The organism is Brevibacillus sp. DP1.3A (assembly GCF_013284245.2).
Taxonomy (GTDB): Bacteria; Bacillota; Bacilli; order Brevibacillales; family Brevibacillaceae; genus Brevibacillus.
In genome coordinates, this window is sequence record NZ_CP085876.1 from 6004154 (window position 1) to 6025529 (window position 21376).

At 44.5% G+C, this 21376-nt stretch carries 11 protein-coding genes; all 11 read left to right on the forward strand.

Features of this window, described 5'->3' with window-relative positions; genetic code table 11:
• The first annotated feature begins 77 nt into the window (after positions 1–77).
• The 11 genes from HP399_RS27730 (at position 78) to HP399_RS27780 (ending at position 21198) form a co-directional block, all read left to right on the forward strand.
• Positions 78–3335, forward strand: a complete 3258-nt coding sequence (locus tag HP399_RS27730) for a 3-keto-alpha-glucoside-1,2-lyase-like domain-containing protein (RefSeq protein ID WP_228088380.1) — start codon at positions 78–80, stop codon at positions 3333–3335.
• Between the two features lie 2 nt (positions 3336–3337).
• Entirely contained in the window at positions 3338–7972 is a 4635-nt protein-coding gene (locus HP399_RS27735) for a hypothetical protein (RefSeq protein WP_370642577.1), read from the forward strand.
• Positions 7973–7984: 12 nt separating this feature from the next.
• A complete protein-coding gene (locus tag HP399_RS27740) occupies positions 7985–9133 on the forward strand; it encodes a beta-xylosidase family glycoside hydrolase (protein WP_173618342.1) in 1149 nt (382 codons plus the stop codon).
• A gap of 20 nt (positions 9134–9153) precedes the next feature.
• Positions 9154–11973: a discoidin domain-containing protein gene (locus HP399_RS27745; protein WP_173618343.1), complete on the forward strand. Its 2820-nt coding sequence runs from the start codon at positions 9154–9156 to the stop codon at positions 11971–11973.
• Between the two features lie 37 nt (positions 11974–12010).
• Positions 12011–13156: a discoidin domain-containing protein gene (locus HP399_RS27750; protein WP_173618345.1), complete on the forward strand. Its 1146-nt coding sequence runs from the start codon at positions 12011–12013 to the stop codon at positions 13154–13156.
• 3 nt (positions 13157–13159) lie between these two features.
• Entirely contained in the window at positions 13160–15346 is a 2187-nt protein-coding gene (locus HP399_RS27755; RefSeq protein ID WP_228088384.1) for a discoidin domain-containing protein, read from the forward strand.
• Positions 15346–15696, forward strand: a complete 351-nt coding sequence (locus HP399_RS27760; RefSeq protein WP_228088386.1) for a hyaluronate lyase N-terminal domain-containing protein — start codon at positions 15346–15348, stop codon at positions 15694–15696. The genes HP399_RS27755 and HP399_RS27760 overlap by 1 nt, the downstream gene beginning before the upstream one ends.
• Before the next feature lie 16 nt (positions 15697–15712).
• Positions 15713–17539: a hypothetical protein gene (locus HP399_RS27765; protein WP_228088388.1), complete on the forward strand. Its 1827-nt coding sequence runs from the start codon at positions 15713–15715 to the stop codon at positions 17537–17539.
• A 121-nt stretch (positions 17540–17660) separates the two neighbouring features.
• A complete protein-coding gene (locus HP399_RS27770) occupies positions 17661–18260 on the forward strand; it encodes a discoidin domain-containing protein (protein WP_228088389.1) in 600 nt (199 codons plus the stop codon).
• A gap of 62 nt (positions 18261–18322) precedes the next feature.
• Entirely contained in the window at positions 18323–20758 is a 2436-nt protein-coding gene (locus tag HP399_RS27775) for a hyaluronate lyase N-terminal domain-containing protein (protein ID WP_173618346.1), read from the forward strand.
• An 86-nt stretch (positions 20759–20844) separates the two neighbouring features.
• Entirely contained in the window at positions 20845–21198 is a 354-nt protein-coding gene (locus tag HP399_RS27780; protein ID WP_173618347.1) for a hypothetical protein, read from the forward strand.
• The last annotated feature ends 178 nt before the right edge of the window (positions 21199–21376 follow it).

Sequence of the window (21376 nt, forward strand, 5' to 3'; positions counted from 1 at the left end):
AGTCCCTCTAAAACCGTATAGCTAGCAAAAGGGGGAAACTAGAACACATATCTGGTCTTCCCCCTTCTTTTTGGGAGGTGAACTATTTGACCGGGATTTCTTCTCTAGCAGCCTATCAATTCAGACTTGCAGACCACCACGCTTCTATTCGCAACTATATAGGAAAAGTAACTTTCACGACTTCGCCCTCTCGTAAGTATTCCTTCGTCTATATTCCCTACGGTCAAAGTGCCAGTATGCTCATGCTGGATTATTTGCTCGCGAATCGGAAATCATTTGCCGCTGACTTTCAAGATTCCTTGCAGGATATGATCCGGAATGATACTAGCATAGCAAATCCCATGGAGCTGGTCGTGGTATCCGATCGCTCGCCGCTTAAAGAGAGCTTGGTTCAGGACGATGCCTTGGATGCTGACCGGATCATTAAGCAGCCATTACAAGTTATTCGTCGCGTTCATTTATCGGATCGGATTAAAACAGCAGGGATGGCAAAGCTCAATCCGACCCAAATGTCCGTGCGTGTGCATAAAGATGAGCTGCATATCGATTTGCCACCAGCATCGGCAAGCCGTTCCATTTCTGCCGAAGCTGCCATTGGGAAAGAACAACCAGGGGCAACACGAACTAAGAGATTCGCCGGAAAAAAGATGAACGAATGGTTCACGGGAGAGCGTTTATCTACCTTCGATTTATTCGTCAACACCGAAAGAAGCTTGGCTGAGCGAAAGTTTTGGGCTTCTCTCTTTGTGCAGATGGAAAGAGAATACGCAACCAGATCGATCGCTCACAACCTATCTATTGAGAACAGCCTGCCTCTTTCCAGCCGCGATAATAGACATGCCATGTTTACGGATTGGTCCCGTTCCATTGGCGAGCGTCATTTTTCCTTCCAGATGACCCGACACTTCGTGCAAGCCTTCCACCGGATTAAAACAAAGCCGACGAAGGTGCTTCGCGACATGGACTGGGCTTATCTCAAGGCCCGTCAGTATGACGCCTTGCTGCACTTCCTTCACCGTGCAAACAGGATCGCTACGCAAGACTTAGCCATCCATCGCACTTCTACAGGTTATCGAACCATGAGCCAAGGTGGCTCCATTTTACAGAATCGCGACTGGGGCTATCGAGATTTCACTCGTCCTCTCACTCTAGATTCCTATTCACCCACAGCCTTCCGTCCGTACCAGAATGACTTGTTCATTAATCGCTCTCGACTCCATGGTGCTCGTCCCTATCAATCACGAGGCACACTCATGACGGAATATGCAATCGGTAATCGAGACGTGGTTTCGGAACTCGCTATTCTCCTGTCACAGCTTTCTGGAACCCGTTTGATTCAAACAGATGCTTCACTCTTGACCTATCTCGAACAAGCCTCTCGACAAAACAACCACCATCTGTTTATCCCAAATCCCATCTCTGATTCTCGACGCGAAAAAGTCAATCTGCTCTGGGTTCCCCAACATTTTGAGCTCGGAAAGAAACACCTTTCTCGCCCCACTTCGATTATCAGGGATGACGTTCGCGCAGATCGCCAGCTCATGCGTGCTGCTCATCTGTGGGAAAAGGAACGCGCTATCGATCTTAGCGGAGGCAAAGCACCTAAGCCAGCTTTTTATCAAGATGAGGATGACATTTTCGCCAATCTGGAAAATGTACGCCAAAGTCTCCTGGCTGAAGATATGATCTTTGCGACCATCTTACGCTTACTGCCCGCTCATCTTTTGGAAGACATCCTTGCTTCCAAAGAATTTCCTTCCCACCTGATGGACGACATGATTTTTGCCTCGCGCCTTACAGACGGTCAGAGTATTTTGGAAGCACTGATGGAGTGGGCGCTGACCAACAAGACTTTCGATGCTTACGTAGACGAGGAATTTTTGGAGGGTGTGCGGTCGCGGGTTCAGGCATTGATCGAATCTGAGGTCATTTTCAGTAAAGCGTTGCAAGACAAGTCCGGCATTCTTTCCTTTGAGACATGGGAGGCTACCCGCCAGAATGAGATTCTCTCGCATCTGGAGGAGGACGGGGTTGCAGGAAAACGGGAAGCATTGCTCTCTTCAACGGTTGAAGAGGTCGAGATAGCTAGCCAAATGGAGGCAGCCCCTGCAACCATTGCAGAAACACTCGTTGGCGAAGATGTATTCCGTCCAGTCGAGCTGCAAATCGAGCATCCTTTTGGTTACATGGAACCCGATCCGTCCTTTTTGTTCGACGAGCATACAGCCCGTAAATCCGCTCACGCCAGCGATCTTGACGAGCTGCCAGTCACAGCACTGCTGCGCAGCAGAATCACGGAATTGTGCAGTGGCTATCTCTTCGCTACCTCCCCGCATGAGCGAGCCAGTTACCTCGTCGATTTATATGATGTGGCAGAAAAAAGCGCGCGTGATGGAGAACTGCACGACGATGAATGGCGAAAGTATGCCAAGCTCGCACTGGAACAAACGGTATTGCATGAGCAACTGATTGCCTATCAGCCGGAAGCAGCAGCTCATTTGATCGAATCCATCCTCAGTTACAAACAACCAGATCAAGCTGTTATCAACGCGGATTGGGTCGCCTCCAACCAAGAGCGCGCCACCTCACTTCTCACCCAAATCATGGGTAAAAAAGAACTCGCAGATGCCGTCATCCTGGAATACTTGGCTGGCCAATTGGATCGCGGAAAAGGTTATATCGAACAACCATTGATTTCGGTCCGCGACTACAAGAATGCCTGGGCAGATCGTATAGAAGAATTAGGACAAGGTTTGGTCTACGACTACTCCAACGATGTACTCGAAGCTGAACACGATCCCGAGCATTGGTCAGGTGGTTTTTCTGTTCCAGAAGCATACGATCCCCATGATCCATTCAATGCGTACTACCCATGGACGACAGATAGGAACGCACTCGCGATGGGGCAAGACAACTGGACTCGTTTTGGTTCTGGCACATGGGAGCATAATCGCGACCAAGGCACTTTTACCCATCCAAAAGGCTCTAGTGGCATGAGTGGCTACATTCGAAACGACTTTACCTACAATAACTATCAGTTTGAGGTCGATTTCAAAGTCGATGAGCCCGCAGATGGGGACAGCGCTGGCATCGTGTTCAAATATCATAACGACCAGAACTACTGGATGTTCGTCGTCAGTGATGGAAGCGCCAGCGGTATGCCGCGCCCCATGCAGCTTTTCAAAGTAGAGAATGGCAGATCAACCATGTACTCTACCCCGATGAACCCGTTTGCCTGGGAAAAAGAGAAATGGTATACGCTGCGTGTTTGGGTAACGGGTAACCGCATCCGTGTCTGGGTAGATCATAACCTGCAATACGACTTTACCGATTAGAGGTGATCATTTTGGGTCATACGTTTGGCATATTTTCTAAATCAGTGGGCAACGTCACATTCGGAAAAATGCGCTCCTCATTGGTAGAGGGCGCATTCCACCCGAATCATCCGGACAATCCGGACAGCCCCAATCGTCCTCGTGCAGAAGATCGTTACGCTGGGTATCAGAATCCGTTGTTGGGCGATCCCGGCAAAGGTCAGATCGGTCGTTGGCAAACGGTCAATCTCGATTCTCTCGAAAGCATGATCGATCAAATGATTGAGCAATTTGTCCGGGACAAAAATTGGTTCACCAAGGTTCGTTGCCGCGAAGCGCTGTGGAACATGTACCGTCGCCTGGAATGGTGGGTCAACCAGCAAATCGATCCGCAAAAAAACGACTACCAGCGCGCCTTGCTCATGGTACGAGATTGCATTTACAAAATCCTGAAAAACGCAGAGCAGCCAGATGGAACCCACCAAAATGTTTCGCTACCAGTCTGCCCGGCTCCTTACTATCATCACTTTAGCGGCTACTACCTCAATCATTACGATGCCATCGATAAAGAAGTCCCTACATTTGATATGCGGACTCTCCCGCTGTCGGATAAGTTTCACGGCCTTTTCCGTTACGTCTCCTCGACCGAGGATCAGGAATGGAAGATGGTTCACTCCGTCGGCACCAATGAGATGGCGGGGAGTGAGAACATCATGAAGCTGGATGTGATCACGCTCAAGCATGGCAACTCCAGTAAAGTGACCTTTCAATGGCGCTTTAAAAAGCAAGGCTTTATTCGTTTTAAGTACATGGCTAGCACCGCTCCTGGCGATGGGTTGCTGTTTTTTATTAACAATAATCAGGTTGGCGGGGAATGGAATCAAAGCAACAGCTGGCAGGAAGCGAAGTTTCACGTCAAGCCTGGGCAGACGTATAAGTTTGATTGGTTTGTGCGTCGGATGAGTGATCGGCGGTTTGGGGAAAATGCGGTTTATGTTAAGGATGTAGAGTGTGTTGAGGTGGTGCAGAGCTTGGATGAGCAAACGCCCCCGGATGTGGATACGTTGGGGGATGCGGCTTTTGCCGATCGCAAATGGGAATGGCTGACCAGATCAAGCAAAAGCATCATGACGACTTACTATAACGGTGTAGTGACTGAGGATATCAATGGGAGAGAAGTCTCCATTTCACTAGACAATGAATGTGACGGTATTTTTTCTTGGAGTCATAAAATGGGGAGAGTATCTCCTCCTTATCAATTTGAAGTCACCACTTTTTTTGAAGACATATTTCAGGAATACATGATGCATGGGAGTTCATCGCATGGAAGTCACGCTTCTTCTCATCATGGCCCTCAATGGTCACTTGATCCCTACGAACACTATTCTGAAACCAAATCCAGTAATGCCAACATTACTTACAATGTTCACGTCGGAGATGAGACTACAGTTGATGTAAAAGGCGAAGTAGAGTTAATCTGCCCTCCTCTGTCGATCGATCATTACAATCCGCAAGTGATCTCTGATTTAGACGCAGACACAACACACTTCACATTTTCCGGCGTAAACGTTTGGAAAAGATGGTCTCATCCCGATTTCAATATGCAAGCATTGGTAATGGAAGACCCCATCCGTCAAGGTATTGGAGATGCATCAACTACCGTTACTCTTTTTGACGATGGCTGGTTTGAATTTGATTATGCTTGTGATTTTCGCCCTTCTGAAATACTAGAGGTGCTGGTAGACGGGGAGCAGGTACTTGTGTCAGCCTCTACCACAGAGATTCAATCGGCAAAAATCAATCTTACCAAAGGCACCCATACGATTACCTTTCGAGTGACAGACAGCTATACAGAAGAGCCTTTTCGAGCTGAAAAGAGCACAGACTTTGATTACGATGATGATTCCGAAAAAATTCGTGGTCGCTTCGGAAGCTATATTTCCGTAGATCGCTCCAAAGATTGGGACTACAACCGGAGTAAAAAGATGGCAACCTCCTCTGAGAATCGTGCAGAGATCGATTATCAAGTGAAACTGAACCCAGGTGCTTCACTCAACTTTACAGAGAAGGTTTTACTGGAGCCTGTCATTGATGTAACTGACTTTGACCCAGATCGGTCCAAATACGTTCGTGTCTTTTCAGAGGACTTCAATTCAGGTGACGAACGTTGGAGCAGAGATATAGATGTCCGGGATAACTGGAAATGGGTAGACATTTACCAGCTTTATCATCCTGAATCGAACACAGGCGATATTGATGATGGCGTGTTGATGGTCAAGGATCAGGATGGAACCACGAACCGCGTTTATTTACGTGATATTGAATTGAAAAACCCTGGTTTTGTCCGCTTTGAATATGGAGGAAAGTACAGTCGTTATGAATCGTTGAAGCTATATGATAACGGCAAACTGATTTGGGAAGGAAACGAAAATCACGAAGCAGCCGTAGGTCTTTATCGGGAAGTACCACTCCCTGCTGGAAAGCATTCTTTGAAATGGGTTTACGAGGATTTGGATGGAATCGAGGTAGAGGTAGGATCTGGTTCGGGATCAGGAGGCAATGGTTCAGGAGGAACAGACGGCTCTGAAGAGCTTACCCCGGAGGAAGGGGGGCAAAAATGTTTTCCGGCTGGAATTGAGTCTTATCGTATTGATCGAGCATTTTATGAAAGTGGATTACCAAGTAAAATCAACGGACAAATGTTCTGGAAAGGACATGAGCAATCGGTAAATAACGGGATTATTACTCGGGAAGTGACTGCTCCTAGTTTTGCCTCATATATCTATTCAGAGACGCTTCGAGTTTATGGGGGAACAGACATCCCGAATAATTCTCCTTCAAAGGCTATTCTTGATTATAGTAATTTGAACAGAAAGACCATGGAAAAAGGATTTCCTGTTTTATTTACAAATGCAATCCAACCAACTACCAATGTGAAAAACACCATCAGTTTTACTGGTGGCGGCATTACAACAATTCGTTTCAACTGTGCTTCTCTAGTGAAAGACTGGGATAGCAAAAAAGACGAAGCACTAAAAAAACTCGGAAAAGAATATAACGGCTATCGAGCATCCTTTAAGGTAGTGTTATCTCCTACCTCAACAGGTGAAGGTGAAGTAATATACTATTCGAACAAAAATGAAGGTATCTCCCTTAATCGTGATTATAATAATATTGATTGGTCAAAATCTTTCCCTGTGAACAGGAAAGCAAGTCGTCCATTAACATTCGGAAAATGGTATTTACAACTTATCTTTACTGATGAATATTCTGACGATGACAAGGTAGAAGATCACCTGCAATACGTTGCTATCAATAATTTGGTAATCACCACCACAGAAAGCCCTGACGATGGAAAGGTTCGTTATGACACGACAGAAGTGAAAATGGAAGTAATTGATAAATCAACCGGAAAAGTTGTACAAAAACCAGCCTACTTTAATCGTGGAACCTCAATCAAAGAAGACGTTCATCCCATATATGTATCCATTCCGCCAGGTAAAACCTATCAGATCCGATATACACTGCTAAAAGGCGCTGGAACGAAAGGCGGAATAAACAATAATGGTGGATCGTTTGATGTGTATAACGGCAATTTCAAAGAAACATGGGAAGATTATTGTCACGACTCCAACGGACATTACTACCCCAAAAAAGAAACCCCTTATACAGGAACTCCCCCAACCCAACCTGCTACAGAATGGGTAATCCCTCCCGACTCATGGTGCTGGTTAGATGCCATCGAAGTATGGGAGAGCCCTGATCCTGTTCGTTTATGCAAAGACACAAGATTGCGTGTCAGAGTCTATGACGAGGATTCCGACGAATTGATCTCAGAAGATGAATACGATGGTGATGACGAGCAATTAATCGAGGTTGCATTAAACAACAATACCCCAGAAGCAAAAAGGTACAGAGTAAATTACCGCTTTTTAACGAAATGCGACGACATGGTTTCCCTATCGGACGCACATGTGCAATTGGAAGACGTGAAACCTCTCGCCAAGTCATCCTGTACCGTACTCGGGTTCAAAGTCACCGAGAACACGGCTATCTGGATGGGTGGATGCAACGGAAGCAAGATGTATTTAAACGTGTATGGACAAAACGGAGCTTTGATACATTCACAAACATTCTTGGAAGAAGGCAAGCAATCCTTTGGTCTCGCTTCTCTCCTACCTACCCCTACCCCTTCCTATCGCTTTGAATTCATCACCGAACAAAAAGGTACAACCAGCGCCGTCACTGGAAAAGAATACAAAACAGCATTCCGCATGAGGGATTTCCAAGCTATAGAAACATGGGAACTGATTCCTGAACCTTTCAACTCCAAGCTCGAATTTTATATCGATAACGTATTAATGGATACCTTTACACATCAAGGCGGCTTCTATGATCACTACTACCCTGTCGAAGCAGGCAAACATACGTATAAGTGGAAATTCATCGCACAAAGTAGCGGACAAGTCTGGGATGGTTGCGAAGTAGACTACATCAAACTAACCAACTGGATCTGCGACAAGGTTCTCGTCACCCCCTACTGCGATCCCGGCAGCGGAGACAAATGCGTCGAAGCACTGATCAAATGCTTGCTGGCGATCTGGAAACAACGCCCTGAGGCATGTGTAATTGGCAAACGAATATGGCTATTTACGTAAGGAGGTACTTCTATGAGTGTGGTTTCTCGGCGTAAATCAGGGTTTCTCTTCGAAGATCCTTTCGATTCTCTTACCCTCGATTCCAAGTGGAACATGACACCAAATGATTCTTCAAGGTGGTCGCTAACTGACGCACCAGGCTCGCTCCGTTTAAAAGGCGGAGCTGAGCCACTTCAACTCTTTTTAGATTCACTGACACCCGTGAAACAATTCGTCCTCGATATGAAAAATTCATACAATCCGAAAGCTTCCGGAAGCACAGGTGGATTGACTGTCTTCATAAACCACAATGACTTTTTCCACGTCGAAGAATATTACGATGCATCGCAAGGTACTGCGAAAACCTTCCCCTGGCTTCGATTAATACGCGACTACAATACCTACACCGCTTATTGGTCCGAGGACGGAGCCATCTGGCACATCATCGGTTCGGAGGAATTCAATCGCCTTGCTCCCAAAATCGGTATGTTTCTCAACAGCAGCGCTACAGACAACTTTCTGGACATGGAACACGTCCGCGTTTTCTCCCTCCCCACTCTCACAGTCTCAAACCTCTCCCCCGGCACCCGCGTGGAGCTGCTCGATTCCACAGGAGCCGCTGTCGACTCCAAAACGTGTCGGACAAGCCAAACATCCATTCAATTTGATATGACCCAGCGTCCTATTCCTTTCACTGGCTCTCTCCGTTTTGCGGAAGCAGACGGAAAAACTACCATTAGCTCTAGCGACCAGATGGAAATGTGGGGCGGAGACGAATACGATTTTTCCCCTTCTCCCACCCTCTTTTTTATTGATGGCGAAGGAAATGAGGTCCACCTGCAAGACAACACGGAAGAGTTTCTCGGTCATATGCTCCAAGGCCAGTATAAGGAAGTGAAAATACTCGCCCGAAATACGATGCATCACGGAACCTTTACAGGTATCCAAGGCGTCCTCACCTCCTATGCAGGTACGGATCAGTACAAACGGCTTGTAGATGTCGCAACAGACAAAAACGGCGTGCCTGGTACGTGGGGTGATTCCTTCACCCTGCCAGATACTGCCGCAGGAAATGAACAAGTTTTCTGGACGCGGATTTCCCGTGAGACCGATCCATCCCTCATAGATAAAACGACACATGTCCATTTTGGGCTGAACTTGTCCGCCGTTTATACCAAATAAATCGAAAAGGAGCTGAATGTATGTCGGTCAGAATCACCCGAACAGGCACCGAAGTCGTCCTGGATCATAATGAGTTGGCCAACAAGGGAAAACGTACCCATGCTGAAATCGACTCCTACCTCCAGGAGCTAGATGATGCCAGAGAAGATAAACCTAGCTTAAAGGAAAAATTCCGTGAGCTAAAAAACAAAGACGATGAACAGGATCGTCAGCTTGATGCCGTGAAAAGTGATGTTTCTACCTTTCAAACGCGGCTGAATACGTTATCGTCAATTGTCAGTGCAGCAGAAGCGAAAAATCAGACCCAAGATCTCCGTCTTTCGCAAGTCGAACAAAAAAACGCACAGCAAGACCAAGCCATTCTAAAGCTGCAAAGCGATGTCTCCTCTAACCCGAACGCCGAGGTGGTCGCTGCGCGCAGGGATCGGGATGGGAAGACTTTTCCCAGTCTAAAAGCTCGGTTGGATGACATGCAGGGGAAGATTGGTACTGGAGGCGGCGGGGGAAATAATGGAGGAGCCTCAAACAGCTCCTTTGATTTGCAGACCCCAATCAATATTTTACTGAATACCTTTCGTGATGCCGAAACACATAGCAGACCCCCCTATCGACAAAACAACATGTATGTAGATGTATTTAGCGATTCCTCAGGAATTGATAACGAAAAGTCATCTTCTTTTGGGATTATAAATGGTACTGTCTTACCCGGGCTTTACGATACAAACATCATCATGTCCAGTCCAACTGAACCCGCGCCTTATCACGTAACCTCGTCTAGTGAAACGTCTGGTTACCCTGGGTGGATGGGAATCAACGGAATTTTAACTGATTCCTATTATTCAGATGGAGCGACTCCTCCGGCAGAAGGTCATTGGTGGCAAATTGACTTTTTCGTCCCCAAAATAATTACTAAGCTCGCAATCCGAGCTATTGGAATCTCAGCTGGACAGTACGGTCTAGCCACGTTTACTCTTCAAGGTTCACAAGACAATACGAATTGGACAGATTTATACGCTGGATCTCATGCAAACACAGGTTCAGAGTTAGAACACAGCTTTACTAATACCTCTGCATACCGCTATTACCGCCTGGCCAAGCTTCGCAGTTATCGTAGTGCAAACCCGGTAATTTATACCGGTTGGCACGAGATTAAATTCTATGAAATTATTGACGCTGTTACTCTCGTGACTAAAGCAGTTAATGTTGGCCGCTCTCCAAAGAAGATTATTACGACTGCGGAGTATACTGACGCGGTCACCTTCGACCTGACCCTTGATGGAACAACTTGGGTAAAGAACATCGAATTAAATAAGCTACTCGATACCTCTTCACTAAAAGGTACAAATCTCCAATTACGAGCTAACATTCCAGCTACAGGCAGTTTAAAATCTATAGGATTTACTTGGTATGACGATAGCATGCTTATTGAGATGCCAGGTAAAGAAGGAGGAGGCAACGATCGGAGCAGCAAAAAACCGTTAGTAGACGTCGTAGCCGCAACCAATATTTTGCGTAATGCTTATCGGACTTTGGAAAGTACGGTGCAGGGAGCATCCGTTAGGCATAATTTGTATGCAGATGCATTTGTAACTACGTCTGGAATTGATGCCTCAAAGTCCGAATCCTATCAAATTGGAAACGGAAAATTCACCAAATCAGCAGGCGCTATTTATAGCTGGCACACATTAGGTGTACAGACTGCTTCTTCTGTTGGAGATTACAGCAATAACAATACTGCCTATCGACCATTCAAAGCAAATGGCACCACACCAATCTATTCTGTTGAAAAAATCGCAGACGATAATGCCGCTGTATCTCCAGGCGGATATTCTGATTACTGGCTTCAGAGTGGTACAAGTGCTGACTTATTCATGAAATGGGTGACACCCGTAGAAGTATCCAAAATTATTCTTTGGATGAACGGCAGTTATGGCGTGGATCACAACTATTGCGATCATCAAATTTTCGTAAAAAATCCTTCAACAGGTAAATGGGAAGCTGTTACTCCAAGGATTAATCTCGCTTCCAAGACCGATAAAGGAGTACATGGGGACGGTTCATGGCACTACCCCATTACCCTGGACTATCTCATTAATGAGGTCAAAGTAACGGTATGGAATAAAAGCACATACATGACCGTTACTGAGGTACAAATCCTGCAAGCATCTGATAAAAATCCTGTCATGGTTTCCAAACCGATTCCATTGACAAAAGCTCCGACCCATCTTGTGCTGGATGCTGAGTATGAAGGTAAAATCAGCATTGATCTGTCATTGGATGGGGGAACTACATTCACAACAGGCGTTCCTTTGAACCAATTGGTTGATGTTACAACTCTCGTAGCAGGTACTTCTCTAGTCATTCGAGCCAATCTGAGTGATAAAGCAGTACTAAACAGTATAGGCTTCATTTGGTATGACGAGGACACGCTACCGACTTATACAGATACGGTAGGTGGAAGTTCTGGAGGTAACATACCTGGTAATGGTGTTTCCGTCATTCAAGTAGAGAAATACGGAGTTATCGCCTCTCCTACTTCTCCCTCAGAAGTAAATATCACCATCCCCTACACTTCTGACTATAAATTACCTCCAATTGGGATTTTGAAGTTTGCCCCCGGTGAACAAAACTACTCTTTCGAAATTGCATCCTTTTCTAGTAACGAGGCCACTAACTTTGACCATGACAATTATATGGAGCTGGATGGTACGCTACGGCTTAAAACTGACTACTCAATTGAATTGACAGAAGACGTCGTGCTTCCATCTGGTAATAGTGTGTACTCATTGACTCTTGATGTGAATCAATATTCGAGTATTGAGAAAATCAAGGTGACTTGAATCGCCCCGTGTTTGAATATAAGGAGGTGTACCGTATATGCCAGTACCAGCAACGACAGGACAATTAAGAACAAAAGTTTCAGACATGCAGATTGGTGATTATATCATTTGTGAATATTGGCAAAACACAGTAGGCTCAACGGGAAGTCTTAGCTTACTTGGCACAGCAATTCGTGTCGAAATTCCAGTCACAGGTATGACAGCAGCACCAACAAGCGGAAATGGTGGAACATTTTATTTTGTCAAAGTAGATAAAGGATTGTTAATTGGAGACAGAGTTGTAAACCACTCCATTTCATGGGACGCTTTAAATACAGGAAAGCTTATTCAAGGACTACCTTGGAATAATGGAAATATCATTCCTGTAATGACAGAAGACACAGCTCCCAGTGGCATAGTAAGTGCAAGTAGTAGCTTATCGAATACTCCTCCATGGCATTCTTTTGATGGAGGTATAGCAAATGCTTGGCACTCTGCAAGCGCTCCATTACCTGCATCTCCAGAATGGATTGCGTATGAATTTACTGAGCCAAAGATAGTAAAGAGGTATGATATTCTTGCATACTCATCAGCAGACCCAGCAAGACCAAAAGTATGGACTTTTGAAGGATCGAATGATGGAACAACCTGGGATGTACTAGATAGAAAATCAAATAGCACGTGGACAGACAGGATGGAGATTGTCATAGACAACAAGACTGCCTATAAAAAATATAGAATACACATCACAGAAAGAGTGGGAACCAATACTTATGTCCGCATAGGAGACATCAGAATCTATGAAGTGGCAGGTATTATGCGGAGCTTAACAGGTGGAGTTGCTTATGCAGATGCAAATGGAAATAAAACCTTAGATGCCAGATTAAGCAATGGGGCATGCTTTCCTGTTAACAACGAATATGAACGATATTTAATGGGATTTCCTCAGAGCATGATAAGAAATGGATATACATTGGATGATGTCTTCCATTACAAAGTGCTTTTTACATGGACGCAAGATACCACTTTGACAGGGTCCCGTATATCAAGTACAGGAACTACTGAAAATCAAGACAATACTAATCGTGTTATAAGAGGAAATGAGGATAATTTTCCAATATGGAAAGGTCTGGGCATGGGTAATTCATCAATAGCTTATGCGAGTACAGGTTTTCGGCCAGTATTTGAATACAAGGAGGTATAGCATATGGCTACAATTGGGGATCAGTTACTTACGCCAGAAGCTGGATGGAAAAGATATGACGACGGTGATCCATCTATAAAATACTTGGGAACTTTCGTAAGAGAATCAAATCAAAGCTTTTATGGTGGGGCCTCCAACTATGCAACAAGTGCAGATTTTAAGATGAAATTTAATTTTATTGGCACTAGAATTAGAATAATAGGTAACCTGTACCAGAACAAACTCCCTAATGTTCCAATAACGATTGATGGTGTCACTGAAACATTCAGTCAGTATGGGGATTTAAAGTTTCAAGCTTTACAGTACGAAAAAACAGGGTTAGAGAATAAAAAGCATACTGTAGAGATTACAGTTCCTTCCTATGCAGGAAGTATTGGTTTTGACCCAAATAACATAAACGTGAAGAACATACAGATTGATGCCATTGATATTGATGCTGATGGTAGGATTTTGCATCCAGATGAAGTAGTTGATGTTAAAGATTTAACTGTAGGAAAACGTATTCGTTTTAACTACTTGGCACCTGCTGGTGCGTTTGGAAGCATATCTATCGGAAAAGAAATGTTAGGACTTCTTCCCAATGCTCCTGCAACAAGTGCAAATGGTGATGGATATTTCATCATGTACGGTACAAATCACAAAGGTGATAAGTTGCTGATGGCTGACCGCAATATCCAAAACATTTCATGGGATGCCTTAAATACAGCAGGGATTGCAAGCGGAAGCGGGCTGCCAATAAAAAGCCTGCACACCATTCCAGGATTGTCTGGGTATTCTTCTGCTCTGTGTAAAGTTTCTGCTTCAACAGAGTATGACAAAGCAAGTTATCATGCATGGAAGGCTTTTGATGGATCAGAGACTACGTACTGGACAAGTACTGCTGCTACTGAAACAACAGAAGAGTTTTTAAAGATCGAGTATTCAACGCCAACAAGAATTACTTCGTATTATCTATCTGCCATATACAGTCCGAAAAAATGGGTCTTCGAAGCTTCTAACGACGGAACTTCTTGGGATATCTTGCATAGTGGAAATGAAGTATCAAGCTGGCACGGTCTTAAAAAGAGCTTCTCATTCAAAAATGATAAAACTTACACACAATATCGCATCAGAGTAACAGAACGTTACGTGTGGAACGGACTTTATTATGTCGGCTTTTATACTGCCCAATTGTTCACATCCTCTGATAGAGAAATAACATTGCGACTGCCGACAGGTGGAGTAAATGCATCGGATAAAGACAACGAATGGGATAAGTACATTACCGACGATCGGATCTGGAATAATGTAAATCACGGTTCATGGACCAGTACAACTGATCAATCCAATTCAAAGGCCCGCGTGATTCGAGGTTATAACGGTCTCACAAACTGGACATCTGGGTCAACAGAGCTTACAACTCCAGGCCGAGGCTTCCGTCCTGCTCTGCAGATTGAGTCAATAAACAATAGATTCCTCGTACAAGACGGTTCAGACGTGAAAACATACACTTCTTCTGGCTGGGAAACCGTTGGTACTACTCCCCCCACAGATGATATGTTTCTGAATAAAGGCATGCTCGATCTCTCTACATGCGCCCCATACTTGAAAGATTTAATAGACAAATCCAACATCAAAATACTTGTTTCTAAACCTGAAAGAGAGCCCACATTTGCTCACCTTACTGGCATCCCAGTACCAAGGATCGTGAAAATGAAGAATGATACTAGCTTTCTCGGCGTAGCTAAAATCAACTCTTTAACCTTATCAGGTACAGTGCAAGGCGTTTTAATAGTAGCAATAAGTACGGACAGTGGAACAACATGGGAAGCAAAACAAAAGGATGGCTCGTGGACAACCGTTGATGTTACTACCCCCATTGATTTCAAAGCAAAAGCAATGACAATAGACGATTTCAATAGCATCCAAAACTGGGACGATAAGCTTGGTCAAGCTAGAAACTTGCGATGCGCGTTCTACTTCGAACAGTCTTCATCCGCTGATGAAACAAATCTAGACTCCCTTACCATGGATGTAGACTTACTAGATTCCTGGGACATGGCAATGCCAGGAGTAGATTACAAATATGGATATAACCGAAATACCAATCTACGAGTCCTTTTACTCTCAGATGGAGATTACAAAATAAACGTAGGCTCTGGCGGTAGCAGTGGCTCCACGATCACAGAAGTAGATGGAGGTACATTCTAATGACACTTCCCATCAAATTCAAACGAGGTCTAAAAACTAATCTCCCTTCCGTTGCAGCGGTGGGAGAACCTCTTTTCACCACAGATACAAAAGAATTATTTATCGGTACAGGTGACGGGATCTCAGCTATTGGAACCGATCCAACTCTGGCAGAAAGAGTGGGCCAACTAGAGAAATATCGCAGTTCCGTATCTCGGACCTATACGGAAACATTTGCTTCACCAAAAGTTGATATTGAGAAAACTACTGCATGGTATTCAACCAACGGTGTACGTACCTCTAAAATCCCCTCCATTACAGAGAATTTCACAGATTTGAGTGCTGTTGATCAAATCAAACTTCGACATTGAAAACGGATTAGTAAGATTGAGCAATACCTTTGAAGGAGTCGTAGTATCTTCTTCTCTTCCAGTAGTAGAAGTGGATAAGCTAACTGTTCAATCAGACTATACGCTTCCTAACGCATTAGGCGTCATCTCTACCAAAAAAGTAACCGGGGAGAGGGCGTCAAAAGAATCTCACCTAGAACCAACTATTTTAGTTGATCGTTTAAACAGGACTTGGGTTATCAGTTCTGTCTACCGTGAAGGAATTTATGCGGTTGTAACCAATCCAGATGATTCCGTTGCCTTTGAAGGGTATTTGCATTCGTACAGTGGAACTGGTTACTATGCAGCCTCAAGCATTACGAATGCAGTAGTTGATCATAACAACAATGTATGGATAGCAGCAGCCATTTTAAACATGCCTGGGTTGATAATTTCTATTAAGCCTGATTTTCAAGCCCTTTCAACTCCCATTTCTGTAAGAGGAAACACCAGCATTAACTCCACCCCTCCATTTTTAAAACTCCATGTCGATAAAAACAACCGGATCTGGTACTCGTGGGGGTATTCAACTACTCTCTATTACGGATGCGCTAATCCAGATGGTACCTTTTTCATCCCTACTACTTCACAAGCTTTCACCCCGTCTACGGTAGTTGACAATGTTGTAATGGTAGAAGACCGTACAAAAGGCTATGTTTGTTTCATTACACGAGGTAACAGCAATAACACGGTAAGAGCTCTTCGATTAAATTATGATGGAACAAACCCAACCCAATTCTCTTCGATCGGTAAATCCTCAAGTAAATGGTTACACGCAACCCACGATGAATCAACGGGTATTACGACTATCTTATGCGTTGATAACAATGCTCCAGTTGTACACCGACTAAACTTGTCAACGGGATCATCCACCACTTTTTCCTTGACCGGATTCATGGCCATTGATCCTTCTTTACCAATTGGATTTGTGTTACAAGACAATATTATGCGGGTGTTTTATCATCAACAAACGGTTGGCTCTACTCGTTTTATCTCTATTGATCTCGCAACTTTATCAGTTGTGGAACCGGACACACTTATTCAAAGCGGGACCAATACAACAAGATTATCTGGCTGCATTGACGGAAAAGGAAGATTAACTATTGTCTTAAATACGACCGAGTATTCTTCAAGCTACTATAGCCTGATAAAAATGTTACGTTATGATACCGTACCTACCTCTGTAACTTTCCAGATTTCCCCTGACGGTGCATCGTGGTTTCCCATATCACTTGGTGAGGAACTCACCCTTCCTACTAAAACAGACAAGTTAATCGTGAAAATAAAGATGCAGTCACCAAATTACGGGATTTCCCCCACAATTAGAGACTATCGTATTTCACTAGGCGGAACGGCAGGAGAAATCACACAAACGTATACTTCATCCACCTTACCATCTGTTACCCCCATTTCTCGTGTTACACTTACTGCCAACCAAATTCTCGATGGCGGAGAAATCCTCTGGGAAGTAAGCAATAATGGTGGCGGGTCTTGGCAATCTGCTGAGCTGGGTCAAGAGATTGAATTTGCCAATCCAATCAACAGCGATCTTCGAGTCCGTGCGATTCTCCATTCTCCTGCTAGCGAATCAAGCGCCCCCTCTATTCAAGATTTCACTGTAACAAGCGCCAACTTATTATTGAACCCCTCCTTAGCAGACCCCAACCTCCCCCAACGAGTCATCGATCTTGAAACCAATCTACTAAAAACAAATTTCCAGCTAATCACTTACATGAACGCGACAAAATATGGATTAAAAAACATGGTTGTCGATACTTTCACAGATCTATCTGGTATAGATATCCCGAATAGCCACTGTCTATGACCATACTCAAAAAAAATTCACTACTGGAATCGTAGATATTGTACCACCCATGACTGCAAACGACTTCCCCGCCCCTTTTATTGTGAGTGCAGACAGTGTTACTGGTGGAGCTGTGTTTCATATGTTTGACCGCAACTTAGCAAGTGGCTGGAGCACAACTGCAGGTGGACATCATTGGATCAAAATTTTCCTGGGTGAACACGGACAGATTGTCGATCGATATCTTCTATCTGGAGGCGCAAAGTACGCTCCTACTTCCTGGCAATTGCAAGGTTCCAATAATAATACGACTTGGGATACGCTCCATTCTGTTTCCAGTTATGTTTGGACTCGGTATGAAGGCAATGAATTTACTATTCCTACTGAGAACATCAAACCTTATCAATACTATCGATTTTACTCTACCTCTTCCCAATACGGATCTGGCGTAACCCAAATACAGGAATTACGATTACAAAAGGCCGTAGAACAAAATCATCTACAATCAAAACTCGAGAATACCACTACACCGCCAAATAAAATCGTGATTGTCGGAGATGAGACGGTTAATGGTGGAAACATCAAATACCAGGCATCTCGAGATGGTGGAAATACCTGGACAGACGTTCCCGCACAAACTCTTACAGATATTTCTAGCCAACCGGTTGAAACACAACTCGTCATAAAAGCAATTATTACTGGTAATGCAGAGCTTAATGCATGGGGCTATTACTATGAGTAAGACAAATTAGCTCATACAAGACGCGACTGCCAAGCTAGACGGAAGGAAATGGAGGATTACTCTTGACACTACCAATCAAACTCAAACGCGGTTTAAAAGCCAATCTCCCCTCCGCTGCATCAGCGGGGGAACCCCTTTTTACAACCGATACCCATGAGCTTTTTGTCGGAACAGGTGAAAGTGTAGTGCCAATCGCGGCATCTGATCCCACTCTTGCAAATCGAGTAGAAGAACTTGAAATGCATAGAAGTACAGTCTCCAACACCTTCTCTGAAGAATTTGATACATTAACCTATGTCGACTCTGAAAAGACAACAACTGGAATTGTAGGGGGAAGAGTAACTCCTACGGTTACCCCTGACTTTACTGAAGACTTCAGCACTACGAACTACTTTGACGAGTCAAATTCTATGGGAGTTACTGTTGACACAACCAACCATCTCCTCAGAAATACAGCCGGGATAAAAAATGGAATTTTTCACGCCAAGTCGATTACCATCCCGAGTACTGACAAAGTAACTATAAACGCTGTATCCAACGAACCTAGCGCATACGCCTTCTCAGAAGCCACTCGCTTTTCTTATTCCGGAAGTGTTTTTTCGCAGCCTATGGGTTTTACAGACCGCGCGAATCGTACCTGGAAGGTGGCTCTAGTAAACGGCACAGGGATTTATGCAAAGGTAACAAATCCTGATGGCAGCCTGTCGTTTGAAGGAACGATTTTGCCATTCAAGGGGAATACCCATACGCTCCCTTTTCAAACGGTCGACTATGTTGTGGACTACAACAATCGTGTCTGGTTCTCTATTTCAAATTCATCACTCGGTGGGGTAGTTGGTGCTGTTAATAGCGATGGCACCACTTTCAAAGATTGGTATACCCTATATTCAGGAGTAGGAACAGTGATAGCAACATCGATGACTCTAGATAATCAGAATAGGGTATGGGTCTTTCACTCAGTTGCATCTTATACGCGACTTCATGTTTTTAATAGTGATGGTTCTTTAAATAAGGATTTACTTAATATTCTAACATCTGGACCCACACCTTGCTTACGGTCAGTCTATGACCCAATAAGAAACCAAGTTGCTATAGGTATAATGAACGGGAATTTTTTCAAAGTATATCTTTTTGACAGTTCATTTCGGATGATTCGAAATATACAACTAACAGTTGGGGGAGAAAACAGCTCGATTGACATGATGTATGACCTTGTCTTAGATAAATACATCGCTATACAAACGATTTATACGAGCGCAACGACATCCTACACAGTTAAACTCTATTCTCTTCATCCAGAAACGCTTGCTCAAACCACTTCAGTCGCAAACATCAATGCAAATTGGGTTTCCAGACTAGTTGCTGACGGATCAAATTACCATTTTGTGTACTCCTCAAATGTAGAGCTAAACAAATTCTACCTAGCCACTTTCAAAGCTGCCGATTTATCCGTCATCGATTCTTCTGTAACCGTCTCTACCTATGCCGGCAAGCATTATCCCTTCAAAGATAGCAACGGAGTTCTTCGTTCGTTATCGTTAACTTCCAGATACGAAACAAACCAAGCCATTGATGAATACCGTTTTGGAGCATCCAAAGCTACCGTTACTTTAGAGGTAACAAACAACAACGGACTAGATTGGATAAATGCGATTCCCTGCGAAGAGGTTACCTTTCCAACTCCCTCTACCTCACTACTTTTACGAGCCAGATTAGACTCGCCTACTGCAAATCTATCTCCAGAGCTGTACGGGTATCGTGTGATTACAGGTACTCTTACAGGGGAGGTCATCCAAGAGTTTGTAAGCACCAAACTCCCTTCTGTCTCTCCCATTGCTCATGCCTCGATTACCGCTGATCAAACCCTTCAAGAAGGCTCAATAAACTGGTACCTGACCAACGACGGCGGCGCTACTTGGGAATCAGCAGTCCTTGGACGCAAACATTCCTTTAAGAACCCGCTTTTTGCAGATTTACGGGCAAAGGCAGTCATTACCTCGCCTTCTGGCTCCGTGAAATCACCTGTCATCTCTGGTTACACCCTTACCAATTCCAACCTATTACTCACTCCAGCCCAAACAGGAACCAACCTAACCGTCACCATGTCCTCCGACCAAACCCTAACCGCCCCTGACACCTTCACCAAAATTACTTTCAATACACCCACCCACGACGAACTGCAACAATTCGATAAAAACCTAAATCGCTTTATCGCAAAGACACCCGGCGACTACTTAATTGTTGGCTCAGCACGCATCAAAAGCCCAACCACCTCACCAAATGGTCTGCATCTAGAAGTCCGAATCAATGGTGAACTCCATAAAGTACTCAACAGCATCGTCTCCTATTCCAACCATGCCTGGTGTTTAAACGGCTCAAGCATTGTCCGACTTCAACCTGGCGACTACGTAGAGCTTTTCGGTTACTCCTTTTTTACCAATGCCGTCATAGAAGCCACCCCCACCTATTCTTACTTCCAAATCAAGCAGTTGTGGTAGCATTTTCACTCAAGACACCGTGAGAAATTCCTCAAACTGTCTACTCTATATATAGACCTCACAAGAGAAAGCAGGTGAATAAACGGATGATCCAAACACTACTCAACTCTTCCACTCTCCCTTTGGTAGTATCCAGTGTGCTGACGGCAATCGTCACTTATCTGGTTGCTCGCCACAACAACAAGAAAGAGTTGATGATTACAGACAGGCAGCAAATCTCGCAGGAAAACCAGCAAATTCGCCAGGAGCTGCGTCAGGAAATGGACAAGCTTCGGGAAGAACTCCACGTTTGGCGCAACCGTTGCATGGAGCTTGAAACCATCGTGCAGGAGTGGCGAGATAAATACACGACGCTGGTAGTAGAAAGACAACAGCTAGAGTACCGTGTCAAAGAGCTAGAGACCGAACTCAAAACGTACATGCAGGGACGAGTTTCCTAGATGTGGTTAATCCAGCCGCATCTCCGTTTGTTCCTCATCAATGACCGCTTGGTCTAAGGCGTCATCCACGAAGGTGACACCTACCTTCCTTGGGGCGAAATCTCGCCTCGCGAATTAACTCCCTTCCCAATGAATGACGGCTGGATGTTTGTTTATCAGCCTTGATCGCCTCTGACTC